Genomic DNA, 26802 nt, shown 5'->3' with positions numbered 1-26802 from the left:
GACTATCACCATAGTCCTGTGATGGAGCAGGCAGTTGAACTTTCGGTGACCACTTGTCATCGACCCGGCGGACTGGGTCAACGCTTGCCTCTGTGTTCGAGGATTGCGGCGCAAAGTTGTTCTTCGGTGGGGCTCATCGGTCGTTCGTCGGCATCGAAGATGTCGATTCCGATAGTAGAGCCGCCGATATCGATGGTTGCCGGCTGCGATTTCCGGTGTATGTACCGCCATGGAATCATCACGGAGAACTCGGGGTCGGCGCTCAGTGGTGCGGCTCGGGCTCTATTACCCGGCGGACCAGCAGTCGCCTCAACCAAAGATTCGTCATGGCGTTCCCCCGGTTCGGGACCATGTTGCCGATCGGGACCGCGCTCTCTGCCAACGTGTTCTTCCTGATCGGAAACGCGCTTGGAATCAGGAGGACCGAGCGGTTTGGTGCGGGTCTTGTAGTGGTGGCCGGTCGGTGTGATGACTTCGAGGTCGTCGGCTGTCGCCTTATGACGCCACCCGCCGAGTTCCTTCAGATAGTTGCAGGCGGCGCACAGTCCAGAGGAGTTGTCCCAGTCGGTTTCTCCACCGGAAGCAGCGCTCTCGGCGTGATCGGCGTGTTTGATGGGTGCCTCGCACCAGGGCGAGCGGCAGACGTCGTCACGGAAGACGACCATGCGTCGAAGCAGGCCGGAGAATTCCCTGCGACGCGAATCCATCCGCACAAGCTGACCGTCTTCGGGCCTCGTGTACAGCCTGCGGATGAAGGTGGCGGCTTCGTTCTCAGCAATGATGTTCCTCGCGGCTTTCGCCGGGATCGGTCCGACTCCGGGGAACCATGCCGATTCCTCGCCGGGGCCGAAGAGGCTGCTGTCCTGCATGATGAGGTGGACCTCGGTGGGCACAGCCGCGGCAGCATCCTGCCCTGTCAGTCGCTCGACCAAGATATCGGCAGCGATCTGATTCTGGCTGCGCCCTTCGGCTTCGCCGGTGGCAATGTCGGTCTGCGCCGACTTCTTGAGGTTCGCGTAGGCAGCAACTGCCTGCGCCATCGGCAGCAGAGCAGTCAGATAAGCCATATTTCCCGGTGCCGGACGCACACTGACCGAGCGTTCTTCGACACAGCGCTCGAGGTGGTCGACGGCAGCCTGCTGGTCGAGCTTCTGCGCCAAGGCTCTCGCTTCGCTGCCCAGTCGTTTGACGCCGACCTCGGGGAGGCGATCGGCCATGCGCTCGTCTAGCTCATGCTTCTTCTCCCGTGGAAGCCAGTCGGATTCCTTGGCGACTACTCTCGCCTTCTCTTCGGAGATGTCGCCGCCCTTCATCGCCGCATATGTATTGGGCAGATCCATCAGCAGGGTGCGGGAGAATTTCAGCAGTGCGTCTCCGCGCGAGCGCGAGACCTTCCGTGCCAATGCCACCTCGGCACCGAGGCCGCGCCCCTGCTTCTTGCTGGAGACACCGTCCTCTGCTTCGCGGTTGCGGCGGAGCATGTCGAAGGTCAGGGTCTCACGGGCCTGCGCGGCGGCGCACGCGGAGGTCAGCTCTTCGAGCGCTGCGATGCGATCAATGGCTTCTTCTTCGGTCTTCGCCGGAGGCAATTCGGACAGGCTGTCGCGCCACCGGTGGATCTCGGTGAGGACGTTTGGAACCTGCTCTGCTTCCATGCCAACCACACTATAGGTCGGCACTGACACGAGATCTATTACCTGGATCTGCCCAGGTCAGAGCCGATCTACCCATCCGCAGGGCTCTTCCTCGGCGGTGCTGGAAATCAGACCGCAGCAGGGCTGGAAATTCAACGTCTGCAGGGCTGGGATTCAGCTCAGATGAGGCCGGGCTGAACTACATCGGACGAGACTTAGAAACGAACTCAGCTCAGCTCTTCACCAGTGGTCTCTCGCGCCATAAAGCTCATCAGGACGACAGCGATGACCACAAGCGCTCCGGTGAGGATGAACGTCAGCGTCAGTCCGAGCACCGGCCACATGAACGCACCGAACACGATCGGAGCGATTCCCGTGGCGAGGCGCGAAGCCGCCGAAGCCCAACCGAAACCGGATCCGCGCAGTCGGGTCGGATAGAGCTCGGAGACGTAGGTGTAGAGCGTCGGAATGGCGATCTGGATGACGAAACCGAACCCGATGATCGTCGCCTTCGCTGCGAAGGTGAGGTTCGCGCCCGAGGCTTCGATGAATACTGCCGCGCCGACGAGCAGCACCGCCGCGATGATCGAAGAGACGCCGAGGACGACCTTGCGTCCGAATCGTTCGACGATGAGCGCCGAGGCGATCACGCCGAGGATGCCAACCGCCGTCATCGACCCCGTCACGAGGAATGCTGCCTGGTCGGCCATCCCCTGCTTCTTGAGGATTCCGGGTAGCCATGTCAGTGCCGCGTAGTAGACAAGGAGGACGGAGACGAAGAGCGACCACGAGACGAGGGTCGTCTTGGCGGAGTGCTGCCACAGCTGCACGAGCTGGCCGCTCGCGGCTCGCAGCTGTCGGCTCACGCTGGGTTCGGCCTTCGGCGCAGGCGCTGCGGACGAAGAGGTCGCCGGGGGCACGCCGGGCGATTCGGGTTCGTCGGGTGAAGCAGGCGCCGCTGCCGCAGCGGGCGCTTCGTGCGTCCACTCGCGCACGTCGGCACCGGTGCGCTCAACGAGGCGGGCGATGATGGCGTCGGCCTCTGCATAGCGGCCGACGGAGGCGAGGTAGAGAGGTGATTCCGGTATTCCGAAACGCACGGCGACGGTGAGCAGCGCGGGAACGATCATGACGAGCATGATCAGCCGCCAATCGCCGAAATCGAGCAGGTAAGCCGACACGAATGCACAGAGTGAGGCGCCGATCGGCCACCAGCCGTCCATCGCGGTGAGCACGCGTCCGCGGTGACGGCTCGGAGTAAACTCCCCGACGAGGGCGTAGTCGACAGGGATGCATCCGCCAAGCCCGAATCCTGCGAGGAAGCGGAAGAGGATGAACCATCCATAGGCGGGTGCGAATGCTCCGGCGACGGTGAAGATCGAGAACACGAGGAGCGTGAGAGTGAATGCCTTCTTCCGCCCGATGACATCGGCGATGCCGCCCCAGATGAAGGCTCCCAGAGCCATGCCGATGAGGTTGGCGGTCGCGATCCAAGCGGCCTGGCCGACGCTGAGGCTCCAATAGTCGCTGAGCAGCGGAATGAGGAATCCGTTGAGGGCGACGTCCCAAGCGTCGAACATGAAACCGAGCCCGCCGATGATGAAGATGGCACCTTGAGTGCGCCACTTCCATGGCAGGTGAGCGATGACTTCGGAGGCTGTCGGAATCGACGCCGAGGTGGTCGTATGCACGAGGCCACAGTACCTCAATTAACTCATAACTGAGTAAAATGATGCCCCTTGGTCTCGGTGGCCGAATCGATCTACACTGGCACGACTTCTCGGTCAGCGGCGCCGTCTGACAGCAGCGCTCTCTCAGTCAACAGCGCGCCCTCTGACAGAGGCGCTCCCCCAAGCAGACGCATTGAGCAACGGAGCAGGTGGGCTGCATGAACGACCACAGTGAGATCAGCGCCGCAGAGGTCGTCGCTTCTTTGGCCTTCGACAGAACCAGTTCCCAGCTCCGCCTCGCAATCGGCGGCTGCGGTCTGTTCTTCGCAGCCGTCTTCACTGTCGGCGCCGTCGCGACCTGCCTCGCCACCGACCCCGCCTCCGCGATCCGGGTCATCCCTGTCTCGCTCGCCCTCAGCGCTGGGATCACCATTGCGTTTGCAAAGTGGGGTGCGCTGTCGATGATGATGCTCGTCGCCGATGAGCATTCCCGGGTACGCGCAGTCTTAGGTGCCTCGGGTGTCAGGCGCCTGTCGAAGAAGCTCGGGGACCGGGCCTACCTGAGGAAAGAATTTCTCCTCGGCGGGATCATCGTTGTCGCCTACCTGCTCATCGCGGTACTTGTGGCCCTATCGGGCCTCGGCGTCAACGGCGCTACGGCGTTCCTGGCCCTGCCGATGTTTTGGCTCGGCACCGGCGTCGGCATCTTTATGATCCGTGCGGCGCTGAAGGTCCGCCCCAGCGACACTCCTCTGGAAAGCACCGTCGCCGCACCTTTGGTTGCCGCCTACCTCCAAGAGCACGACTGTCACGACGAACTCACCTCGGGCATTCCCGCCGACGTGCTCGTCAGCAGCCTTTCCGACTCTGACATGGCGAACGTTGCCAGCGTTGCCGTCGCCCTGGCTCACATCCGCAAGCCATTCGACATCTGACCGGGCAAATCAACACACACCACCGAATCGCTGCCCCCAGCACGACTCCGCACAGCAAAGGGGCCGGGAACCGCGATCAATTCGCAGCTCCCGGCCCCTCTCAGCTCATTCCGACCGGTACGTCGGACCGGCCAATCCGACCGGTGCGTCAGTCCCGTTCATTCCGACCAACCCGCAGAGCCAGCCCAGAACAGACGACGCCTACCGGGTCAGGCCAGACGCACGAGCCAGTTGTTCTTGTCCTCGACACGTCCGTACTGGATGTCGAGCAGCGTCTTGCGCAGCTCCATGGTCTTCTCACCGGCGTCCTCACCATGGTCGATGGTGAAGTCTTCGGCGACGAGCTTGCTGATAGGCGTGATGACCGCGGCGGTGCCGCACGCGAATGCCTCGACGATCTCGCCGCTGGCCACGCCTTCGCGCCACTCCTCGACGGAGATCTGACGCTCTTCCGGCTCGAGGCCGAGCTGCGGAGCGAGTTCGAGCAGCGAACGACGAGTGACGCCGTCGAGGATCGAATCGCTGAGCGCAGGAGTGAGCAGCTTGCCGCTCTTCGTCACGAGCATGAGGTTCATACCGCCGAGCTCGTCGATGTACTTGTTCTCGACCGAATCGGTGAACAGCACCTGCTGGCATCCCTTGGCGGCGGCCTCGTTGGTGGCCACCAGCGACGATGCATAGTTGCCGCCGCACTTGGCGAATCCGGTGCCGCCGGCACCGGCGCGCTTGAGCTTGGGCGAGAGCCAGATCGACAGCGGCTTGATGCCGCCGGAGAAGTAGGGTCCTGCCGGCGATGCGATGACGTAGTAGTCGACTTCGTGGCTGGCCCGCACGCCGAGGAACCGCTCCGTAGCGATCATGAACGGGCGCAGGTACATGCTCGACTCGTCGGCTTCCGACTCCGGCGTCGGAACCCAGGCCTGGTCGAGGCTGACCAGCTGCTTGAGCGAGTCGATGAAGTCCTCTTCGGACAGCTGCGGCAGTGCGAGGCGCTCGGCGGACTTGTTGATGCGCGCAGCGTTGCGCTCGGGCCGGAACGTCCACACGGATCCGTCGGCATGACGGTAGGCCTTGAGACCTTCGAAGATCTCCTGGGCGTAGTGGAGAACTGCGGCTGCGGGATCGAGGAGCAGCGGCCCGTACGGCCTGACCTCGTGTCCCTGCCAACCGTCATCGACCGTGTATCGGATGTGCGCCATATGGTCGGTGAAGTACTGGCCGAAGCCGGGATCCTTCTTGATGTTCTCGCGCACCAGCTCAGGTTGCGGCTGGAGGTTCTTAAGAACGGTGAAATCTGTCATGAAAAACTCTCTATCTCATTTGTGATGAGTGACACTTTCAGGGTAGTCCATCACCCCGGCGCTCGTCGCACCGGGGTGATGTCGTCGACCCTGAGATCAGGTGTCAGTCAATTGGGTTCATCCTCGCAGGGGTGACCCCGTCGTCTCTCGTCCGCCCCCTCGCCGAGGCGGTCGACCGCGTCAGCCGAGACGTGCCGCGATCGCGTCGCCCACCTCGGTGGTGGACCGCTGCGTTCCGTCGCGCTCGGCGAGGTCGGCCTCGACGGCCGTCTCAATCGCCTTGGCGACGGTCTCAAGTCCCAGGTGGGAGGCCATGAGCGCTCCCGAGAGAATCGAGGCGGTCGGGTCGGCGATCTGCTGGCCAGCGATGTCCGGAGCGGATCCGTGTATCGGCTCGAACAGGCTCGGCGCCGTTCCTTCGACATTGAGGTTCCCCGAGGCAGCCAGACCGATTCCGCCGGTGACCGCGGCCGCGAGGTCGGTGAGGATGTCACCGAAGAGGTTGTCGGTGACGATGACGTCGTAGCGCTCGGGATTCGTGACCATGTAGATCGTGCACGCATCGGTGTGCTCGTAGTTCACGGCCACCTCGGGGTATTCCTGGCCGACCTTCTCGACCACGCGACGCCAAAGGTGTCCGGCGTGGACCATGACGTTGTGCTTGTGCACGTAGGTGAGCTTCTTGTTCCGAGCCTGGGCGCGAGCGAAGGCGTCGCGGACGGCCCTCTCGACTCCGTACCAGGTGTTGACCGAAACCTCGGTCGCAACTTCCTGCGGGGTGTCCGTGCGCACGGATCCGCCGGACCCGGTGTACGAACCTTCGGTGCCCTCACGGACGACGACGAAGTCGATCTTGCCGGGATCGGCCAGCGGGCTGGTGACTCCGGCGAACAGCTTCGAGGGACGCAGGTTGACTGCGTGGCCCAGTCCGAAGCGCATCTTGAGGATGACTCCGCGCTCGAGGACGCCGGAGGGCACGGACGGATCTCCGCAGGCGCCGAAGAAGATGGCATCATGTCCACGCAGCGATTCGAGCTCTTCGTCGGTGAGCGTCTCACCGGTCTCGTGGTAGCGCTGGGCACCCACCTTGTAGTCGGTGAGCTCGAGATCGACGGGCTCGCCGGACAGCTCGATGGCGCGTTGGAGGACTTTGAGGCCTTCGGGGACGACCTCGTTGCCGATTCCATCTCCGGGCATGACTGCGATTGAGAACTTCATGCTCACAGAATAAGACTGCATCTCACGATACAACTACAGTGTCTTACATTGTGAACTGCGGGCACCGCCGATACTCTGCCGATACACAGGCCCGAGGCGCGGCGACCTCAGCTTCCCACAGCGCTGCTCCTCACTGCGCGTAGCCCGCCATCCCCGCGTCCGACCTCACGATCCGTGGGCGTCCGGCCGCTCGACCAGTGTGCGTCCGACCCCACGCTCGGTGTGAGGCCGACCCTGCGATCCGTATGCGTTCATGAACAATTTCACGTCTGAAACCCTGATTTCGGCTACACATCCGTCGCCGCAGGGACGAAGATGGATAAAGCACCCCAAACCCCGTGGGGCTGCGAACAATCAGCCCCGAGAGAAAGTCGATCATTGACCGAGACCATCCGCAATGCACGTGCCGCAGCTCTGCCCGCCAAACTCTCCCGGTCCTGGCTGCTCGTCAATGCTGCGAAGGAGGAGATCTTCACTCCCGCGCAGACCTCGGAAGCGGACTCCGTCATCTTCGACCTCGAAGCCTCGGTCTCCGACGACAAGAAGCTCGAAGCCCGCGACAATGTCGTGCGCGCACTTGAGAACGGAATGTCGGCCTGGGTGCGCATCAACAAGATGGAATCCGAGTTCTGGGACGACGACCTCGCCGCCGTCGCCATGCTGCCCGGACTGCGCGGAGTCATGCTCCCGGAGACCGAACGCCCCGAGCAGGTGTCCTACACTGCGATGCGCGCAAAGGCTGGACTGCCCGTGCTCGCCCTCCTCGAATCGGCCCGCGGAGTGGAGAACGCCACTCGCATCGCCGAGGCACCCGGCACTTTCCGCCTCGCCTTCGGCACGAACGACTTCCGCAAGGACACCGGCTTCTCCGGCGATCCGATGGCTCTGGCCTATGCCCGTTCGCGCCTGACGATCGCCTCCCGCATGGGTGGACTGCCCGGCCCGATCGACGGACCGTCACCCGCCGATGCCGACGATGACAAGGTCTGGGCCGACGCCGAAATCACCCACATGATGGGCATGACCGGAAAGCTCGTCCTCACCGTCGACCAAGTCAACACCCTCAATGAGGCGATGAGCCCGAGCGAGGACGAGCGCGACTGGGCCCGTCAGATGCTCGAAGCCGCCCAGGGCGGATCCGAGATCACCGACGGCTCCTACCTGCCGCGTCTGGCCCGTGCGAAGAAGATCGCATCCCTGGCCGACACCTACGGCCTCTGGAACGCTTGAGCCGACAGCCGTCCTGGCTGCTGTGGGCGACTCTGCCGGCCGTCCTGCTCGTCATCGCCTTCGGCCTATGGCTGCACCTCGAACGCATCGGCCCCACCCCGATCGACCATTCGTGGCTGGAATTCGTCGGCCTCGACAAGGGCTCGGTGCCCTACTGGATCGCCGTCGTCCTCGCCGAGGTCGGCGGCGGCACCGGAGTGGTCATCTGCACCGCACTGCTCACGGGCATCTTCGCACTGCGCAGACGCTGGCGTTCGGCGATCTTCCTCGTCACAACGATGCTCGCCGGCATCGCCACCTCGGAGATCCTCAAGGCCATCGTCACCCGTCTGCGCCCCGGTGATCAGCTCTACGAGTCCCTGGGCTTCTCCTATCCCTCGGGACATTCGATGGGCGCGGCCGCACTGGCCATGAGCCTGGCGATCATCGCCAGCCGTCGACACCAGCGCAGATCGGCAGCTCAAGCAGCAGAAGCTCAGTCACCGAGGATGGGCTTCCACTGGTCGTTCATCCTCGCCGGGATCTGGATCCTCGGCATGATGTGGTCGCGCACCGCACTCCAGGTCCACTGGCTCACGGACACGATCGCGGGCGCCTTCATCGGCATCGCCATCGCCGTTCTCGTCGACGAGTTCTGGACCCTGACAGCGCAGAGGACCCGCTCACCCCGCCTAGCTCTGTGGCTTGCGGGCTGAACGGGTCCTCTGACCGTCCCTCAGCTCAGCTGATTGAAATGGGTCAGTCTTCCTGCAGCGAAACGCCGGTGAAGGCCGATGCGTTCACGGCTCCGGCCACGGCCTTGACGACCTCGTCGGAGACGACCGAGTCCACGGCCAGGACGGACAGGGCCTCGTTGCTCGTCGATGCGGGCGAAACCTGCATTCCGGCGATGTTGACGTTGTTGGCGCCGAGCGCCAGGCCCAGCTGACCGATGATTCCCGGACGATCCTCGTAGCGGAAGATCAGCAGGTTATCGGTCAGCTCGATCTCGAGCGAGTAGCCGTCGACCTCGGTGAGCTTCTGCACGAGCTTCGGTCCGGTCACGGTGCCGGAGACGGAGATGCGCTGCCCGGAGCTCGTCGTCGCGGTCAGTCGAGTGATGTTGCGGAACGATTCGCAGTACGGATCGGTGACGAGCTCGACGCCGATTCCGCGCTCCTCCGCCAGCAGCGGAGCGTTGACATAGGAGACCTGGTCGGACACGACGTCCTTGAACAGGCCCTTGAGTGCGGAGAGCTTGAGGACGGAGACGTCCTTGTCGGCGATCTCGCCGTTGACCTCGACCTTGAAGTGCGTGACCGAGGAATCGGCCAGAGCGTTGACGACCCGGCCCAGACGTTCGGCCAGGGGAATGCCCGGACGCACATCCTCGTGGATGGCGCCGCCCGCGACGTTGACCGCATCGGGGACGAGTTCGCCGGCCAGGGCCTTGCGAACGGACTTCGCCACGGCCACACCGGCCTTCTCCTGGGCCTCATGGGTCGAGGCGCCCAGGTGCGGGGTGACGTTGACGGCGTCGAGGTCCATGAGCGCCGAGTGCTCCGGCGGTTCGACGTTCCAGACGTCGATTCCGGCTCCGCCGACCTCACCGCTGGCCACGGCCTCGGCCAGGGCCGCCTCGTCGATGATGCCGCCGCGGGCGACGTTGATGAAGCGGGCTCCGGGCTTGGCAGCCTTGAGCTCCTCGGTGCTGATCATGCCGATCGTCTCGGGGGTCTTGGGCATGTGCACGGTGACGAAGTCGGACACGGCGAGCAGACCGGGCAGGTCGAGGACCTCGACGCCCATCTGAGCCGCACGGGCCTGAGTGATGTAGGGGTCGTAGCCGACGAGGCGCATGCCGAAGGCTTTTGCGCGCTCGGCGACGAGTCCGCCGATGCGGCCGAGGCCGACGATGCCCAGAGTCTTCTCGTAGAGTTCGACGCCGGTGTACTTCTTCCGGTTCCACTCCCCCGCTTTCAGCGAGGTGTTGCCGGCACCGAAGTAGCGGGCCGAACCGAGGATGTGGGCCATCGTCAGCTCGGCTGCGGAGATGATGTTCGACGTGGGTGCGTTGACGACCATCACACCCGCCGAGGTGGCTGCTGGGACATCGACATTGTCGAGTCCGACTCCGGCGCGGGCGATGACCTTGAGGTTCTTCGCAGCGTTGATGGCCTCGGCGTCGACCTGGGTGGCCGACCGGACGAGGATCGCATCGGCGTCAGCGATGGCGGGCAGGAGCTGGGATCGGTCAGCGCCCTCGGTGTGACGGATCTCGAAGTCTCCTCCGAGAGCATCGATGGTGGCCGGTGACAGTTCTTCGGCGATGAGCACGACGGGCTTGGGCACTGATTTCCTCCTGTTGCGTCCGGGACGCGTCCACCTTATGAGACTTTCAGGATTCCTTCACAAGGTCTCAGATTCTGGGAACAATCGCTCAACAGAACTGCCAGCCGGATCAGAAACCGTTCGGCGAATACGGTGCCCGGCCGAGGCTGAACATTGCACTGGCGAGAACCGCTGATCCCGGTGTCTGCTCGTCGATGCGTCCGGCCCGAGCGAGGATGACGGGGTCGGCACCGCCGAGGTACAGCGACCCGAGCTCTGCGATGCCGAGCCCCAGATCTGCGGGCGTCGAATCGGAGGCGGGGGTCACCTCGGCGCTTGTGCCGTCCGAGGTGATCGTGAACCGCCCGCCGGCGAGGTCGAGGGAATCGTCGATGTCGATCGTCAGCGTCCCGGGGACATACCAGGGCCTGGCTTCGAGCGCGGCCTTGACGTCGAGGATGCGGATCCAGATATTGTCCTCGCTCGCGACGGTCTTCACGCGACGCGAATCGGTGAGCAGCCACGGCAGCGGCGAGTATTCGGCGGACTCGCCGAAGGTCACGCGGGTCGACAGGTCGATGGCGGCGAGGAACGACCACAGGGAGGCGTAGGCGGCATCGGTGACGGCCACGAAGTCGATGATGTCGACGGTCGGCGGGGTCTTCGACCAGCCTGCGAACTTATAGGACACATACCCGTCGGGCTCGCCCTGCTCGTCGAAGTGCAGGGCCGCGCGGACGCCACGGTCCTCTTCGCCGGTTTCGACGTTGAGGGCACCGGTGGCGCGTTCGATATAGGTCTGCTGGCGCTCCATCGCTCCGGGCGAGGTGCGCATGAATCGGTCGTAGATCTTCGGGGCCAGTTCGCGCAGCTCGCTGGGCAGGCACATTTCGACACGGCGGTCGGGCTCGCGGACCATCTTGAACCCGGGCGAGGTGTCGACTTCGATCGAATGCGACCATGTGGCCACTCCGAAGCCGAAGCGCGAATAGATTCCGCCTTCTGTCGCGGTCAGTGCAGCAAACGGGTAGCCGGCCGCCTTCGCCTCGGCGAGGTCCGTGGTCATCAGCGATCGCAGCAGTCCACGCCGGCGATGAGTCGGGCGCACCGTGATCCACGTGATGAGGTGGCCGGGCACCAACCGCCCGCCGCCGACGTTGACGAGCTTTTCGAACCACGCGAAGGTCGCGACGGGGATGGACGAATCCAATCCGTGCTCGAACTCCTGGTCGGCGTAGACGGCGGTGAGCTTGCGCCCATCGGCGATCGCCCGCTGCACCCTGTTGACCAGGGCCTTATCCGTGGAGCGCGGGTCGTGGAAGCCGACGCTCGTCGAGGCGAAGTACGCCTTGGTGCGCTCATCCGGCTCGCCGGTGGCTTCATCGATGGTGGGCTCGAAGTCTTCGAATCTGTAATTCGTCACACATCCACAGTAGTCCAGATCGGTGCCGCCGTCGGGAGATTCTCCCGATCGATGGTCGATCGATGTCCGGCCCACCAGGATCGCCGAGGTGAATGAGAAGGAGCCCCGGACACCGAGTGGTGTCCGGGGCTCCTCTTGATCAGATTCGAGTCTTGATCAGATTCGAGCGATCAGACTCAGCGAGCGGCAGTGCCCTCGGTGTAGTCGTCGTCCGAGTCCTTCAGCCATGCGAACATCTTGCGCAGCTCGCGGCCGGTGGACTCGATCGGGTGCTGCTCTTCCTTGGCGCGCAGCTCCTTGAACTCCGGTGCGCCGTTCTTCTGGTCGTTCATGAAGCGCTCGGCGAACTTGCCGTTCTGGATGTCGTCGAGGACGCCCTTCATGTTCTCCTTCACCTCGGGGGTGATGACCCGCGGGCCGGAGACGTAGTCGCCGTACTCAGCGGTGTCGGAGCAGGACCAACGCTGCTTGGCGATGCCGCCTTCGACCATGAGGTCGACGATGAGCTTGAGCTCGTGGAGGACCTCGAAGTAGGCGATCTCGGGCTGGTAGCCGGCCTCGGTCAGGGTCTCGAAGCCGTACTGGACGAGGTGCGAGACGCCGCCGCAGAGCACGGTCTGCTCACCGAACAGGTCGGTCTCGGTCTCCTCGGTGAAGGTGGTCTTGATGCCGCCGGCGCGCAGGCCGCCGATGCCCTTGGCGTAGGAGAGGACGGTGTCCCAGGCCTTGCCGGAGGCGTCGACCTCGACAGCGACGAGCACGGGCACGCCGCGTCCATCGACGAACTCACGACGGACCACGTGGCCGGGTCCCTTCGGGGCGACCATGATGACGTCGACGCCCTCGGGAGCCTTGATGTAGTCGTAGCGGATGTTGAAGCCGTGGATGAACACGAGGGTCTTGCCGGGAGCCAGCTGGTCCTTGATCTCGTTATTGAAGATCTCGGCCTGAACCTGGTCGGGTGCGGCGATGGTGATGACATCGGCCCATGCGGCCACCTCGGCGGGGGTGCCGACCTCGAGGCCTTCGGCTGCGGCCTTGTCGCGGCTGGACGAGCCTTCCTTGAGACCGATGCGGACTTCGGCGCCGGAGTCGCGCAGGCTCAGCGAGTGGGCGTGGCCCTGGCTGCCGTAGCCGATGACGGCGACCTTCTTGCCCTGGATGATCGACAGGTCTGCATTGTCGTCGTAATAGCGTTCTGCTGCCATAGTTCTAGCTCCTTATGCTTACGGGGTGATGTCCCCATTGTTTCACAGTTCGGTACTGCTGTTCACGTATTGAGATGACAGGGGTTCCACAAGTTGGAACGCGAAATCAGCCTCGGAGAGCGCGGTCGGTGATCGACTTCGCACCGCGGCCGATGGCCACGGTTCCCGACTGCACGATCTCCTTGATGCCGAAGGGTTCGAGGACCTCGCGCAGCGCTTCGACCTTGCCGAGCTCGCCGGTGGCCTCGATGCTCACGGACTCGGGTCCGACGTCGACGATCTTCGCCCGGAACATCTCCACCGCCGAGGCGACCTGCGGCCGTGTCGCCGCGTTCGCCTTGACCTTGTAGATGATGTGCGCACGACGCACCGAGGTCTCGGGTTCGAGCTCGACGATCTTGATGACGTTGACGAGCTTGTTCAGCTGCTTCGTCACCTGCTCCAGCGGAACATCGTTGACGTCGACGACCACAGTGATCCGCGAGAGCTCATCGTGCTCGGTCACGCCGACGGCGAGGCTGTGGATGTTGAATCCGCGGCGGGCGATGAGTCCGGTGAACCGGGTGAGCACACCGGGCTTGTTCTCGACCAGGACTGAGAGTGTGTGCCGGCTGTTTGTCATTCCAGGCCTCCTTCGATCTGAGCCACGGAACGCACCGTGCCGTCTTCGTTCGTTCCCGCCTCGGCGATGGCGGACTCGGCTTCCTCTTCGCCCTCCCCGTCGAATTCGGGGCGGATGCCGCGGGCGTATTCGATCTCATCGTTCGACACGCCTGCAGCGACCATCGGCCACACCATCGCGTCCGGTGGGACCGTGAAGTCGAGGACGACCGGTCGATCATTGATCGACAGCGCCTTCTCGATCGCGGCGTCGACATCCTCGTTGCGGTCCACGCGCAGCGCTTCGCAGCCGTAGGCTTCGGCGAGCTTGGTGAAGTCGGGGATGCGGATCGTCTCGTGACCGGTGTTGAGGTCTGTGTTCGAGTAGCGGCCGTCGTAGAACAGGGTCTGCCACTGGCGGACCATGCCCAGGGACGAGTTGTTGATGATCGCGACCTTGATCGGGATGTTGTTGAGCGCACAGGTAGCCAGTTCCTGATTCGTCATCTGGAAGCAGCCGTCACCGTCGATCGCCCACACCACACGGTCGGGCTGACCGACCTTCGCACCCATGGCCGCGGGCACGGAGTAGCCCATGGTCCCGAGTCCGCCGGAGTTCAGCCACGACTTGGGGCGCTCGAAGTCGATGAACTGAGCCGCCCACATCTGGTGCTGTCCCACGCCTGCGGCGTAGACCGCCTCGGGGCCGGTGAGAGCCGAGATCCGGGAGATGACGTACTGCGGATCGCACAGTTCGCCGTGCGTCTCATAGCCGAGTGGGTAGGTCTCCTTGAGGCGGTTGAGGAAGCGCCACCACGGCTCGCGCTGACGCTCCAGGGCCTTGGGGAACTTGCTGCGCATCTCAGCGAGCATCTCGGCGAGCACCTCGCGGGCATCGCCGACGATGGCGACGTCGACCTCACGGTTCTTGCCGATCTCGGCCGGGTCGATATCGGCGTGGATGACCTGCGCGTTCGGGGCGAAGGAATCCAGCTTGCCGGTCACGCGGTCATCGAAGCGGGCACCGATGGCGATGAGCAGGTCGGCCTTCTGGAAAGCGGTGACCGCGGGCACGCTGCCGTGCATTCCGGGCATGCCCAGGTGCAGCTGGTGCGAGTCAGGGAAGGCACCGCGGGCCATGAGTGTGGTGACCACGGGAATGTTCGTGGCTTCAGCCAGACGCAGCAGCTCCTTCTCGGCCTCCGAGCGGATGACTCCGCCGCCGATGTAGAACACAGGACGCTGAGCCTCCGACATCATGCGCGCGGCCTCGCGGATCTGCTTGGCGTGCGGCTTGAGGATCGGGCGGTAGCCGGGCAGAGCCGGCTCTTCCGGCCAGACGAACGGGGCCGTTCCGGTCTGGGCGTCCTTGGTGATGTCGACGAGCACGGGGCCGGGGCGGCCGGTGGTCGCGATGTGGTGGGCGTTGACGAGGACTCCGGGGATATCCTCGGCGCGGGTGACGAGGAAGCTGTGCTTGGTCACCGGCATCGTCATGCCGACGATATCGGCCTCCTGGAACGCGTCGGTGCCGAGCAGCGACGAGGCCTGCTGACCGGTGATCGCGAGCATCGGCACGGAGTCCATGTTCGCGTCGGCCAGGGCCGTGATCAGGTTCGTCGCACCCGGACCCGAAGTCGCGATGCACACGCCGAGCTTGCCCGATGCAGCCGCATAGCCTTCGGCCGCATGGCCTGCGCCCTGCTCGTGGCGGACGAGGATATGGCGGATCTTGTCGGTCTCGAACAGCGGGTCATAGGTAGGAAGGATGGTGCCGCCGGGAAGCCCGAATACCGTGTCGACCTCGAGCTTCTCGAGGCTGCGGACGATCGCCTGCGCGCCGGTGAGGACCTCGGGGCCGGTGTTGCGGCGAATACTGGACGGTGTGGCTGTGACCGGTGCGGACGCGGGTTGAGTGCCCGTGTCCTTTGCGGTCGAGGGCTTGGCTGCCATCGATTCCTATCCTTCCTAGGTTTCCTTCTCATCTCCACATGAAAAACGCCCCTCCGGATTCGGTAGGGGCGCGCGGAACGTGTCGTCTCGACAGGCTACGGAAGATCCGCGCGCTGGTTAATAACGACGACAAGAAGGTGAGTCATGCCTCAATAGTTCCCCTCAGCACTTGAGGGTGTCAAACCTTGCAATCGTTCGTCCCAGTATTCGAGACAACTGATGGTTGTCATTCGAGATTCGCCGAGGCGGCGCTCCGTTCCCATTCCCCCGCCGTCCTCGTCCTGTCAGTGATATTCAGCGGACAGAGAAACGGGAAGTCAGTTTGCCGGATTCGTGGAATAGGTCACAGTCTGCGACTAGGCTGGATATTCGTGCGCCCCCTCCTCCGTTTCTGGCCTGATCTCCGCTCCCGCATCGGCGTGTACGTCCTCGTACTCGTCCTCACACTCCTGGCCACCGGCATCCAATTGATCATCCCCGTGATCACCGGCTACATCATCGACGGACCGATCGCGCACAAGGACCTCAGCGCTTTGTGGCTGCCGGTCTTCGGGGTGCTGATCATCGGCCTCGCCGAGGCGGTCGGAATGTGGGCCAGGCGGATGATCGTCGCTCCCGTCGTCTCGACCTGGGAGGTGACTTGGCGTTCGCGTCTGTTCGATCGCCTCCAGTACACCTCGGTGGCGATCCATGATTCCTGGGAGTCCGGCCAGCTGCTCTCGCGCGCGGTGAATGATCTGTCCCAGCTGCGTCGCTTCTTCGCGTTCGGGCTGCCGTTTCTCGTCTCCACCCCGATCGTTCTCGCCGTCGGCACGGTGATGCTCGTGATCATGCAGCCCGTGTTCGGTCTGATCATGATCATCATGGCGGTGCCGGCGATCATTGCGGTCGCCGTCTTCGAGAAGCACTATCGGGACACCTCCCGCCGCTCGCAGGACACCATGGGCGAGGTGACCACTGACGTCGAGGAGTCCATTCAGGGCATCCGCATCCTCAAGTCCTTCGGTCGCTCCCCCTGGGCCGCCGAGCGCTTCTCCGAAATCTCGGCCCGACTGAAGTCCTTGGAGATCCGCAAAGCGAAGCTTGACTCGTGGCTGTGGAGCGTGCTCCTGCTGCTGCCGACCCTTGCCCAGGCGGCGATCGTCGCCGTCGGCACCTGGGGTGTCATCGAAGGCTGGACGACGATCGGCACGGTCGTGGCGGCAGTGACGATCTCGATGGTGCTGCGCATGCCCATCGAAATGCTCGGCTTCCTGCTCGCCGATGCGCTCATGGCGCTCACCGCCGCCGGCCGGTACTGGGAGGTCATCGACATCCGGCACGACATCACCGATGCCGACGGCGGTGTCGACGATGCTCCCGAGGTCGGGCGATACAGCGGGAAGCTGCGCTTCGACGATGTCGATTTCCATTTCGCCGATACCGAGCGGCTGACCCTGCAGGGTCTCGACCTCACGATCGAGCCCGGACAGACACTGGCTCTCGTCGGGGCGACAGGCTCGGGCAAGACGACGCTGGCGTCTCTCGTCCCCCGCCTGCAAGACGTCACTGCGGGCAGGGTGAGCATCGACGACGTCGATATCCGGGACATGCCGGTCAACGAGCTGCGTCACCTCGTCTCCGTATCCTTCGAGGATCCGATCCTGTTCTCGACCTCGGTCGCAGAGAACGTCGAGATGGGTGCCCCCGGTGCGAGCGAGGATGAGATCTGGGAGGCCCTCGAGATCGCGGCGGCGAAGGACTTCGTCTCCCGACTGCCCGATGGCTTGGACACACAGGTCGGTGAACAGGGACTGTCTCTGTCCGGCGGTCAGCGTCAGCGCCTCGCCCTGGCCCGAGCGGTCATCGGTCGGCCACGTGTCCTCGTCCTCGACGATCCGCTCTCGGCCGTCGACGTCGACACCGAGGATCGGGTGCAGCGGGCTCTGCGGGAGATCCTGCCGGATTCGACGACTCTCATCATCGCCCACCGCCCTTCGACCGCGGCGCTGGCCGATGTGGTGGCCGTGCTCGATGAGGGCAGGATCTCGGCGCTGGGCACACATGAAGAACTGCTCGAGTCCTCGAAGCTCTACCGCGAGCTCATGGGGGCGAGCGCAAAAGCCGAAGCCCACGCACACCCGGGCACGCAATCGAGTGCGCAGACCACCACTTCGACTCAGTCACAGGAAGGAGGACGCTCATGAGCATGCCCCGCCTCGACAGCGACGATGAAATCGAGCAGCTGCCGCCGGACATTGCGAAGAAGGCACGCGCCCTGCTGCTGTCGCTGGTCAGGCCACATCTGGCGATGGCCGTCTTCCTCGCCGTCATCGTCGTACTCACGGCCGTCTTCATGGTCATCGGGCCGGTCTTCATCGCCGATGCCCTCGACAACGGCGTTCCGGCGGCGATCGACGGCGATATGGGTCCGCTGATTCGGGCGGTCACGCTCTTCGTGATCTCGGCGGTCGCCTCGGCGATTCTCGCTTTCACCTCGACCAGGCTGGTCGGGATCACCGCGCAGAGGATCCTCTTCACCTTGCGCGAGCGCGTCTTCACGCACGTGCAGCGCCTTGACCTGGGCTATCACGAGAAGTCGACCTCGGGTCGGCTCGTGTCGCGGCAGACCTCGGACATGGAGTCGGTGCAGCAGTTCCTGTCGTATTCGCTCTTCGAGACGGCCCTGGCCGTGCTGCAGATGCTCTTCATCGCCGTCACCCTGGTCGTCCTCGATATTCCGCTGGCGATCGTCGTCTTCGCCGGATTCGTGCCGCTGTTCTTCATCACGAAGGCCGCACATTCGACTCAGCGCAGTGCCTACCGGCGCACGCGGACGTCGATCGCGAAGGTCATAGTCCACTTCGTCGAGACGATGGGCGGCATCCGCGCCGTACAGGCGTATCGCCGTCAGCCCGAACGTCGCGGGACCCTGAGCGATCAGGATGCGCGCTACCGGGATGCGAACACCGACGCCCTGCGCGGGGTGGCGTGGTTCGCCGGATGGACACGACTAGTCGGCAACATCACGCAGACGGTCATCATCGTCGTCGGTGCGTGGCTCGTCATCGAGGGATGGACGGAGATCGGGGTGCTCGCCGCGTTCATCCTCTATCTGCGCCGCTTCTACGGTCCGCTCGACGAACTCGTGCAGGCGTTCAATCTCTATCAGTCCGCCTCGGCGGCGTTGGAGAAGATCGCGGCGGTCCTCGACACCGACCCCGAGGTGGTCGAACCGACCCAGCCGCACGCGCTGCCCGCGCACGCGAGCGGTGACGCCGCGGCCAGCGGTCGTGCCCTCGACCTCGAGGAGGTCCGCTTCGCGTACGCCGATGGTCCCGATGTCCTCCCCCGCTTCGATCTCCACATCCCGGCGGGACAGATCGTCGCGCTCGTCGGTGCCACCGGTGCGGGCAAGTCGACGCTGGTCAAGCTCGTCACGCGCTTCTATGACCCTAGCGAAGGTCGGATCACTCTCGACGAGGTGGATCTGCGTGACCTCGATGATGCGCAGCTGCGGTCGTCGGTCGTCATGGTCACTCAGGAGTCGTTCCTCTTCGCCGGCACGATCGCGGACAACATCCGCATCGGCAACCCGAATGCCAGCGATGATGACGTCGTTGCGGCAGCGACCGCCGTCGGCTTGGATGCGTTTATTCGCCGGCTGCCCGAGGGGTATGCCACGGATGTGAAGAAGCGCGGCGGCCGGTTGAGTTCGGGTCAGCGTCAGCTCGTGTCATTCGCCCGAGTGTTCCTCGCCGATCCGGATGTCGTCGTCCTCGACGAGGCGACAGCGCACCTCGACATCCCGTCCGAGCGGCTGGTGCAGAACGCCCTGGCCACGGTGCTCGAGGGCAGGACTGCGATCATCATCGCCCACCGTCTGTCCACCGTCGAGATCGCCGACCGGGTGCTCGTCATGGAGTCCGGTCAGATCATCGAGGACGGGACACCGGACGAACTCACCTCCGGCACCGGCAAGTTCGCGCAGCTGCACCAGGCCTGGCGCGACTCCCTCGTGTGAGGTCACTCGCTGACGAGCGGCACGAACCGGTACCAGCCGTGCCGAGTGATCGTCAGTTCGTCGGCGCCAGTGCCGCCACGAACGACTCGGAGCATCTCCCCCGCGACGGGAATGACCATCGTGGCACCGACGGCCAGCTGATCGACGAGCTCGTCGGGCAGTGAGTCGGCACCGGCGGAGGCGAGGATCCGGTCGAACGGGGCCTCAGCCGGGAGACCGAGGGCACCTGGAACGGCTTCGTGGATGGCCGCCTCGGCGAGGGTCTCCCCGTCTGCGAACTCAGCGGCCACGGATTCCAGTGCCGCCTGCGAGGATTCGACAAGCTCGGGATGCCGTTCGACCCCGAGCACTCGCCCGGTCGGGCCGACGAGGACAGCGAGCAGCATCGAGGTCCACCCGGATCCTGATCCGAGGTCGAGGACGACGTCACCCGGCCGCGGGTCGAGGAGCCGAAGCATGTCCGCGACGGTGCTCGGCTGCGAATTCGTCTGTCCGTGCCCGATCGGCAGGGGCACATTGTCGGAGGCGTTTTGCCGCTCCGCGATCGGCAGGAACGGTTCTCGCGGAACCTGGGCGAACGCCTCGGCGATTCGATCATTCGTCGCATCCGACGTCATGGCTCCTCCGATCCGCGATAGCCTCCGGTACCTTCTATTGTGCCGATCCGTACTGAGGGCACAATGCCGTCACCGAGTATCGTTGTCCCGTGACTCAATCTGATCTCGCCCGCGCCCAGAGCCTCATCACCTCGATTCCCGACTATCCAGAGCCGGGAGTGATGTTCCGCGACATCTCCCCGCTGCTGGCCGATGGTCCGGCGATGCGGGCCGTCACCGAGGCGCTCATCGAGCCTTTCGCCGGACAGTTCGATATCGTCGGCGGGCTCGAAGCCCGCGGTTTCCTCTTCGCAGGTGCCATCTCGACGATGACGGGGGCCGGAATCCTGCCGATCCGCAAGGCCGGGAAGCTCCCCCGACCGGCTGCCGCCGTGTCCTACACACTCGAATACGGCACTGCCACCATCGAAGGCCCCGATGTCCTGAAGGAGGGCGAGCGCGTCCTCCTCATCGATGACATCCTCGCCACCGGAGGGACGCTCACAGCCGCCCAGGCACTTGTGCGCGATCTCGGCGCCGAGGTCGTCGGATCGGCAGTGGTCCTCGAGCTGACCGCGCTGGGCGGACGCGAACACACAGGCGAGGTTCACACTCTCTTCGCCGAGTGAGGCGCCTCAGCCCGCATCGATCAGCCCCGACAATCGGCATGTCACTCCGACTCAGCGACAGGTGTCGTAGAGAGTTCGCAGCTGATCCTGGAGCGTCTGGGTTGCGGATGTGATCTGGCGGTCCGGGTCCTCGTCATACTCGCATCCGCCTACGTTGACCAAGCCTTTGGTCGAATAGTCAACGGCGCCGGTCGGATCTGAGCCCAGTGCCCAATCGAAGTACCAGGGTTGAGCGTCCGGGGAATCGACGCGTTCGATGATGCCTCGCAGCCGGCTGACCACGTCCGGTCCGTCAGGGACGACGACAAAGAGCCCTGACACCTGGTTGTCGTCGATCACGACCTGCACTGTCGTGGGGAGAATCGGTTCGATTGCGGTCTCCAGGCGAGCCTGCGCCTGCTCCGCGTAGGGGAAAGCCACTGCCCATTCAGTCTGGGCAGAGCCTCTGACCCTCAGGTCGAACTGTTCGGTACCGAGCTCTGCCCTCACTGCGTTGATCGTCCCGAAGATGTCGTCCTGCGGATCCGTCAGCTCCAGGACATCTTCGAAGGTCGTCTGCTCCGAGGCCTGACGCCATTCCAGTCGGTTGACAGACATTTCTGATGCGAGCGCGAGAAGGTGCGATGCCCTGTCCGCCATGATGTCGCTGTTTGAAGCGTCACTGATCTCGACCGCTCGACCTGACAAGAGCAACCTGAGTTCCTGATCGTAGCGATCGAACTCGTCGCCCGTCTCCTGGTCGAGTGCGGCGGCCACATCGACAGATTGGGCGGTTGATGCACCGGGGACCATCTTGATGATGTAGTTGATGCTTCGACCCGAGTCGAAGCCGTTCTGGTACTGGGTCTCGACGTCCTCAACTCCCGGCTTCGCGGACAGGACCGCGCCGATATCGTCTGCACGGCCGCTGAGATCTGGACCCATACACCCGGTCAGTCCCACGGCCCCGATAACAGCGACGATGACGGCCGCGATTCGAAGGCGAAGGCGAGTTCCACATACCAGCATGCTCATCAACTTAGCGGAGGACACTCCGCCAGGCATACAGCGCCTCAGCTCAAGCGGACGCCTCAGCCGATTCGGATCAGGGCGTCGCCCGCGTCGATCGGTCCCGCCTCGGCGAGTGTCAGGTCCCCGGCATTGGCCTCGAGGACGACGACTGGCACGACCACGGACTTCTCCGCCTCTCTTGCTGTACCTAAGTCCCAGACGATGAGCTCATCACCGGCCTCAACCTGCTGGCCTGCCTCAGCACGGAGCGTGAACCCTGCACCCTTGAGATGGACCGTGTCGATGCCCAGGTGGACGAGCACCCCCTGATCGGGCCGGTGGGAGATGACGAACGCATGAGGTTTGAGGCTCGTCAGCTTTCCCGAGACGGGAGCCGTGACCGTCAGCGTCGCGGCCTCGCCGGGGTCGATGGCGACGCCGGGACCGACAAGTGCCTTTGCGAAGACGGGGTCTGGAACCTCCGTCAGGGGTATCACAGTTCCGGTGATTGGTGCAGCGATTGTGACTGCCATAGTCAGCAGGCCGCCTTTCTCCAAAATCAGAAGTATTTCGCTTAGACTGACCTCAGACTACAGACAAGGCTCACTGTCGACCAGCAGATGCTCACCGGCGAGCAGAGGAGACGAAGACGTGACTCAGCCCATGAGGTCTTCGATGTCATCGACGAGGTTGTCGGCCTCCGGACCGACGACGACCTGGACTGCGCTTCCCTGGACCACAACACCGAAAGCACCGGCAGCGGTGAGCGCCTGCTCATTGACAAGTGAGTCGTCGTCGACCTCGACCCGCAGTCGGGTGATGCACGCTTCGATGTCGTCGATGTTGTCGGCACCGCCCAGTCCGGCGAGGATCTGCGCTGCTTTGTCCATGTCTGTCACCTTCATCTCCGGCGCTGATGCGCCGGCGTCGATTTCACGTTCTGCGATCTGCGTCACAAGTCTACGGCGACTCGTGGCCGGCTGCCCCACTTCCGAGGAGGATTCCGATGGCCATCCCATCCGCTGAAGCACCGAAGAAACGTAAGAAGGCGATACCGGGATTCGCCCAGCTGCAACGCGTCGGCCGTTCTCTCATGCTCCCGATCGCCGTCCTGCCCGCCGCAGCCCTGCTGATGCGATTCGGTCAGCCGGACATGCTCGGCGCCGATGGGCTCGGTAAGTTCGCGGACTGGCTGCTGCCGGTGGCGACGGTCTTCGCGGCCGCCGGTTCTGCTCTGTTCGACAACCTGCCGTTGATCTTCGCCGTCGGTGTGGCCATCGGATTCGCGAAGAAGGCCGACGGCTCCACCGCGCTGGCCGCGGTCGTCGGGTATATGGTCCTCACCGGAGTCTTCACGGCCATGTCTCCGAGCTTCGGCTCGGACAACGGCGAGGGTGAGAACGTCATCAACTTCGGAGTGCTCGGCGGAATCGTCGTCGGCATCATCACCGCCCTGCTCTATCAGCGCTATCACCGGATCAAACTGCCGACCTACCTCGGTTTCTTCGGCGGTCGTCGTTTCGTTCCGATCGTCACTGCGGTCGCGTCGATGGTCATCGCCGTGATCATGGCGCTCATCTACCCTGTCTTCGACGCCCTCATCAACAAAGGCGTGGGTGGCTTCCTCATGGAGCACGGAGCCAATCCGGGCACCGGATTCGTCTTCGGCACGATCAACCGACTCCTCATCCCCTTCGGGCTGCACCACCTGCTGAACAACCTGCCGTGGTTCCAACTGGGTTCGTGCACGACCGCCGCGGGAGACACCGGGCACGGCGACATCACCTGCTTCTTCTCCGGCGTGGACGGCACAGCCGACTGGACGGGATCGTTCATGACCGGCTTCTTCCCGATCATGATGTTCGCTCTGCCGGCCGCGGCCCTGGCGATCTACCGCACCGCTCATCCGAAGCGTCGCAAGGTCGTCGGCGGCATCATGCTCTCGGTGGCACTGACCGCCTTCATCACCGGAATCACCGAGCCGCTCGAATACGCCTTCGCCTATGTCGCCTTCCCGCTCTACGCGGTCCACGCCGTGCTCACCGGCACATCGCTGGCGTTGGTGAATGCGCTGGGCATCAAATCCGGCTTCGGCTTCTCGGCCGGCGCACTGGACTATCTGCTCAATCTCGGACGAGCGTCCGAACTGTCCGGAGGAATCGGGCCCGTCCTGCTCCTGCTGGTCATCGGTCTGGCCTACGCCATCATCTACTACTTCCTCTTCCGGTGGGCGATCATCAAGTTCAACCTGCACACCCCGGGCCGCGAGGACGAGACCGACACCGGCAACGGTGCTCCCTCGGTCTTCGATGAGGCTCAGATCGCAGCCGAGGAATCCACGGGCAAGAAACGCGCACAAGACGAGGGTCGAAGCTGAATGGAATGCTGCTGGGCTCGGTGACGTTATAGGCTCGGTTCGGTGCTCTCACCGAGCGCCGAACCGACGGGTCCGATCAGCTTCGGATCCGTCCTGACCAGTGCATACGTGACGAAAGGCGGCACCATGACGGTTCCCACACTCACTCTCAACGACGGCAAGACGATTCCCCAGCTGGGCTTCGGCGTCTTCAAGGTCGACCCCGACGAGACCGAACGCATCGTCACCGACGCCCTCGAGGTCGGCTACCGTCATATCGACACTGCGGCCATCTACGGCAACGAGGAGGGTGTGGGCCGGGCCATCGCGAAGTCCGGAATCGCCCGTGACGAACTCTTCGTGACGACCAAGCTATGGAACGACCGCCACGGAGCGGAGGAATCCAAGCGCGCCCTCGGCGAATCCCTGGAGAAGCTCGGCCTCGACCATGTCGACCTCTACCTCATCCACTGGCCGACCCCGCAGAACAAGAACTCCGTCGAGACCTGGGAGGCCTTCCCCGCCTACCGCGACCAGGGCCTGACTACCTCGATCGGCGTCTCGAACTTCGACCACCGCTTCCTGCCCGAGATCCTCGACACCGGCATCATCCCCGCCGTCGACCAGATCGAATGCCACCCGCAGTTCCAGCAGGTCGAGACCCGTCCGCTGCTGGCCGAGCATGACATCAAGATCGAAGCCTGGGGACCGCTGGGACAGGGCAAGGTCGACTACGCCGGCTCCGTCATCGGTGAGATCGCCGCCGCCCATGAGAAGTCGTGGGCCCAGGCCATCATCCGCTGGCACCTGCAGAAGGGTCACGTCGTCTTCCCGAAGTCGAACAACCGCGACCGCATGGAGCAGAACTTCTCAGTCTTCGACTTCGAGCTCACCGACGCCGAGGTGGCAGCCATCGATGCGCTCGAAAACGGCGGCCGCGTCTCCGCTGATCCCGCTGAGGTGAACTGACCCCGTTCAGGTGGGGTGATACCTCGCCGAAGCGGCCCTCCCCTAGTCAGGTCCGCTGAGCAACGACGAAGCCGCCGGAGAGTTCCGACTCTCCGGTGGCTTCGTCGTTCTCCGGCCGTTGCATGCCGGCAGGCGTTCACTCCACCGGTTGTCCTCAGGCGCCGAGGACGACGGCGTCGATGAGCACCGGCCCGTCTGCCTGCAGCGCCTCACGGTAGGCGGCGTCGAACTCTTCGCGAGTCGTGGTCCGGCTGGCCGGGACACCGTATCCCTGTGCCAGGGAGACGAAGTCGATTGTGCCCAAGGTCAGTCCCGGGGTGTCCGGGACGCCCATCCGCTCGGCGAAACCGGAGAGCGCGCCGTAGCCGGAGTTGTTGACGATGACAAAGATCGTCTTCGTGCCCAACTGAGCTGCCGTGTACAGAGCTGTGAGTCCGTAGTTCGCGGAACCGTCACCCACGGTGGCTACGACGGTCTTCTCCGGGTCGCCGATGGCCATCCCGACGGCGACCGGCAGTCCGAAGCCCAGTCCGCCCGAGGCCGGGAAGTGGTACATTCCGGGTCTGTCGATGACGATCCGCTCGAGGTATTCGAGGTCGAGGGTGGTCGTCTCATTGACGTAGACGACGCTGTCGTCGACGTGCTCGTTGAGGACGTCGAGCACCTCGGGGCCGGTCATTCCCTGCTCCGAGCGCGGAGGTGCAGGCACGGCTCGGGCCCCGCGGTCGCCTCGGCGATTTCCGCGATCCGCGGTTGCTTCTGCGAGGTCGGCGAGCGCGGTTGCGATATCCGCGACGACGGCGCGGCCGAACGGTGCCCGAGTCGCCTCTCGCGCATCCTGGGTGATCTGGATGACCTCGGTGCCCGGCTCCAGGTAGTTCGCCGGTTCCCATCGGTGGTACCGGAAGGTGGCGGCTCCCATGACGAGGACGACGTCGTGGCCGATCAGCCGGTCACGCACCGACTTGATTCCCGGAACCAGGACGCCTTCGAAGTTCGGATGGGTCGTGGGGAACGGGCAGCGCGTCGGTGAGGGCGCGACGAATACAGAGGCGCCGAGGCGTTCGGCCAGTGCCACTGCATGCTCATAGACCGTCGGATCATCGACGGCGGCGGCATCGACCTGTGGTCCGAGGACAAGGGCCGGGTTCTGTGCCCCGTTGAGGACCTCGGCGAGTTCGCGTCGCAGCGACTCCGACATGGTCCCCGCTGTCGTCACCGAGCGTTGCGTCAACAGCTCATCGTCGGGAAGTGCTGTCTCGTCCCAGTCGTCGAGCGGGACGGACACATAGACGGGTCCGCTCGGTTGGGTGACTGCTTCGAATGCCGCCTGCGACAGAGTGCGCGGCACGTCGGTGGCCGCCAGCGGCTCGTGCGAGTATTTCACCAGCGGGGCGGGCAGCGTCGCGGCGTCGACGTTGGCGAGCATCGCCTCCTGCCCGACGGTGCGGCGCACCTGCTGACCGGCGAGCACGACGAGCGGCACGTGCCCGTAGTGGGCGTTCGTCAGGGCACCCATGCCGTTGCCCGACCCCGAGGCGGCGTGCAGGTTGACCAGAGCCGGCCCTCCCGTGGCGCGGGAGTAGCCTTCGGCCATACCGACGACGACCTGCTCATGCAGACCGAGGATGAACCGGAAGTCATCCCCGAGACCTGCGAGGAACGGCAGTTCGTTCGAGCCCGGATTTCCGAAGATCGTCGTCAGCCCGTGGGCACGGAAGACCTCCAGACTGGCTTCGAGGACTGTCTTCTCACCTTCGGGCTGATCGGCCATGGC

At 64.3% G+C, this 26802-nt stretch carries 22 protein-coding genes; 8 read left to right on the top strand and 14 right to left on the bottom strand.

Annotated features, from left to right (window positions below; genetic code table 11):
• Positions 1-77: 77 nt before the first annotated feature.
• Together BEP01S_RS12680 and BEP01S_RS12675 are read right to left on the bottom strand one after the other, a co-directional pair.
• The gene (locus BEP01S_RS12680) at positions 78-1655 is read right to left on the bottom strand and encodes an HNH endonuclease (RefSeq protein ID WP_083532706.1); all 1578 of its coding nucleotides are present in this window, start codon (positions 1653-1655) and stop codon (positions 78-80) included.
• A 206-nt stretch (positions 1656-1861) separates the two neighbouring features.
• Entirely contained in the window at positions 1862-3325 is a 1464-nt protein-coding gene (locus tag BEP01S_RS12675; protein WP_062243810.1) for an MFS transporter, read from the bottom strand.
• A 197-nt stretch (positions 3326-3522) separates the two neighbouring features.
• Here BEP01S_RS12675 and BEP01S_RS12670 point away from each other — a divergent pair, with 197 nt between their 5' ends.
• On the top strand, positions 3523-4239 hold the full coding sequence (locus BEP01S_RS12670) for a hypothetical protein (protein WP_062243806.1): 717 nt from the start codon (positions 3523-3525) through the stop codon (positions 4237-4239).
• A 209-nt stretch (positions 4240-4448) separates the two neighbouring features.
• Here the strand turns inward: BEP01S_RS12670 and BEP01S_RS12665 are convergent, their stop codons facing one another.
• Together BEP01S_RS12665 and BEP01S_RS12660 are read right to left on the bottom strand one after the other, a co-directional pair.
• Positions 4449-5540 carry a branched-chain amino acid aminotransferase gene (locus BEP01S_RS12665; protein ID WP_039211041.1) on the bottom strand — a complete coding sequence of 364 codons (1092 nt, stop codon included), beginning with the start codon at positions 5538-5540 and terminating at the stop codon, positions 4449-4451.
• A gap of 180 nt (positions 5541-5720) precedes the next feature.
• Positions 5721-6758: a 3-isopropylmalate dehydrogenase gene (locus BEP01S_RS12660; RefSeq protein WP_039211042.1), complete on the bottom strand. Its 1038-nt coding sequence runs from the start codon at positions 6756-6758 to the stop codon at positions 5721-5723.
• 378 nt (positions 6759-7136) lie between these two features.
• Between BEP01S_RS12660 and BEP01S_RS12655 the strand changes: the two genes are divergently transcribed.
• Both BEP01S_RS12655 and BEP01S_RS12650 read left to right on the top strand, forming a co-directional pair.
• Positions 7137-7988 (top strand): HpcH/HpaI aldolase/citrate lyase family protein, encoded by an 852-nt coding sequence (locus BEP01S_RS12655; protein ID WP_062243804.1) that lies wholly within the window; start codon positions 7137-7139, stop codon positions 7986-7988.
• Entirely contained in the window at positions 7985-8683 is a 699-nt protein-coding gene (locus tag BEP01S_RS12650; RefSeq protein ID WP_062243802.1) for a phosphatase PAP2 family protein, read from the top strand. Before BEP01S_RS12655 ends, BEP01S_RS12650 begins: the two co-directional genes overlap by 4 nt.
• A gap of 43 nt (positions 8684-8726) precedes the next feature.
• On the opposite strand, the gene serA is transcribed toward BEP01S_RS12650, so the two are convergent.
• The 5 genes from serA to BEP01S_RS12625 all read right to left on the bottom strand — a co-directional run bounded on the left by serA (position 8727) and on the right by BEP01S_RS12625 (position 15482).
• Positions 8727-10319: a phosphoglycerate dehydrogenase gene (gene serA / locus BEP01S_RS12645; RefSeq protein WP_039211044.1), complete on the bottom strand. Its 1593-nt coding sequence runs from the start codon at positions 10317-10319 to the stop codon at positions 8727-8729.
• A 109-nt stretch (positions 10320-10428) separates the two neighbouring features.
• Positions 10429-11721, bottom strand: coding sequence for a GNAT family N-acetyltransferase (locus tag BEP01S_RS12640; RefSeq protein WP_039211045.1), 1293 nt, complete (start codon positions 11719-11721; stop codon positions 10429-10431).
• Between the two features lie 176 nt (positions 11722-11897).
• On the bottom strand, positions 11898-12929 hold the full coding sequence (gene ilvC / locus BEP01S_RS12635) for a ketol-acid reductoisomerase (RefSeq protein WP_039211047.1): 1032 nt from the start codon (positions 12927-12929) through the stop codon (positions 11898-11900).
• 106 nt (positions 12930-13035) lie between these two features.
• The gene (gene ilvN / locus BEP01S_RS12630) at positions 13036-13551 is read right to left on the bottom strand and encodes an acetolactate synthase small subunit (RefSeq protein WP_062243800.1); all 516 of its coding nucleotides are present in this window, start codon (positions 13549-13551) and stop codon (positions 13036-13038) included.
• Entirely contained in the window at positions 13548-15482 is a 1935-nt protein-coding gene (locus BEP01S_RS12625; RefSeq protein ID WP_039211049.1) for an acetolactate synthase large subunit, read from the bottom strand. The genes ilvN and BEP01S_RS12625 overlap by 4 nt, the downstream gene beginning before the upstream one ends.
• Before the next feature lie 371 nt (positions 15483-15853).
• Here BEP01S_RS12625 and BEP01S_RS12620 point away from each other — a divergent pair, with 371 nt between their 5' ends.
• Both BEP01S_RS12620 and BEP01S_RS12615 read left to right on the top strand, forming a co-directional pair.
• A complete protein-coding gene (locus tag BEP01S_RS12620; RefSeq protein ID WP_236853117.1) occupies positions 15854-17668 on the top strand; it encodes an ABC transporter ATP-binding protein in 1815 nt (604 codons plus the stop codon).
• The gene (locus BEP01S_RS12615) at positions 17665-19485 is read left to right on the top strand and encodes an ABC transporter ATP-binding protein (RefSeq protein WP_062243797.1); all 1821 of its coding nucleotides are present in this window, start codon (positions 17665-17667) and stop codon (positions 19483-19485) included. The genes BEP01S_RS12620 and BEP01S_RS12615 overlap by 4 nt, the downstream gene beginning before the upstream one ends.
• Before the next feature lie 2 nt (positions 19486-19487).
• Here BEP01S_RS12615 and BEP01S_RS12610 read toward each other — a convergent pair whose 3' ends face one another.
• Positions 19488-20102, bottom strand: a complete 615-nt coding sequence (locus BEP01S_RS12610; RefSeq protein ID WP_062243794.1) for a protein-L-isoaspartate O-methyltransferase family protein — start codon at positions 20100-20102, stop codon at positions 19488-19490.
• Positions 20103-20191: 89 nt separating this feature from the next.
• On the opposite strand from BEP01S_RS12610, the gene BEP01S_RS12605 reads away from it, so the two are divergent.
• Positions 20192-20710, top strand: coding sequence for an adenine phosphoribosyltransferase (locus BEP01S_RS12605; RefSeq protein ID WP_039211053.1), 519 nt, complete (start codon positions 20192-20194; stop codon positions 20708-20710).
• Positions 20711-20761: 51 nt separating this feature from the next.
• On the opposite strand, the gene BEP01S_RS12600 is transcribed toward BEP01S_RS12605, so the two are convergent.
• From BEP01S_RS12600 to BEP01S_RS17235, 3 genes are all read right to left on the bottom strand, one after another.
• Positions 20762-21466, bottom strand: a complete 705-nt coding sequence (locus BEP01S_RS12600; RefSeq protein ID WP_156483895.1) for a hypothetical protein — start codon at positions 21464-21466, stop codon at positions 20762-20764.
• Between the two features lie 314 nt (positions 21467-21780).
• Positions 21781-22233, bottom strand: a complete 453-nt coding sequence (locus BEP01S_RS12595) for a PTS sugar transporter subunit IIA (protein ID WP_062243788.1) — start codon at positions 22231-22233, stop codon at positions 21781-21783.
• 123 nt (positions 22234-22356) lie between these two features.
• Positions 22357-22719 carry a PTS sugar transporter subunit IIB gene (locus BEP01S_RS17235; RefSeq protein ID WP_082819395.1) on the bottom strand — a complete coding sequence of 121 codons (363 nt, stop codon included), beginning with the start codon at positions 22717-22719 and terminating at the stop codon, positions 22357-22359.
• Between BEP01S_RS17235 and BEP01S_RS12585 the strand changes: the two genes are divergently transcribed.
• Together BEP01S_RS12585 and BEP01S_RS12580 are read left to right on the top strand one after the other, a co-directional pair.
• Positions 22707-24077, top strand: coding sequence for a PTS transporter subunit EIIC (locus BEP01S_RS12585; protein WP_062243785.1), 1371 nt, complete (start codon positions 22707-22709; stop codon positions 24075-24077). The two genes, BEP01S_RS17235 and BEP01S_RS12585, sit on opposite strands and share 13 nt — an antisense overlap.
• Positions 24078-24203: 126 nt before the next feature.
• Entirely contained in the window at positions 24204-25025 is an 822-nt protein-coding gene (locus BEP01S_RS12580; protein ID WP_039211058.1) for an aldo/keto reductase, read from the top strand.
• Between the two features lie 154 nt (positions 25026-25179).
• On the opposite strand, the gene mdlC is transcribed toward BEP01S_RS12580, so the two are convergent.
• Positions 25180-26799, bottom strand: a complete 1620-nt coding sequence (gene mdlC, locus BEP01S_RS12575; RefSeq protein WP_062243782.1) for a benzoylformate decarboxylase — start codon at positions 26797-26799, stop codon at positions 25180-25182.
• Positions 26800-26802 lie beyond the last annotated feature (3 nt).

The organism is Brevibacterium epidermidis NBRC 14811 (assembly GCF_001570805.1).
Taxonomy (GTDB): domain Bacteria; phylum Actinomycetota; class Actinomycetes; order Actinomycetales; family Brevibacteriaceae; genus Brevibacterium; species Brevibacterium epidermidis.
This window is presented reverse-complemented; position numbering and strand designations above follow the sequence as displayed.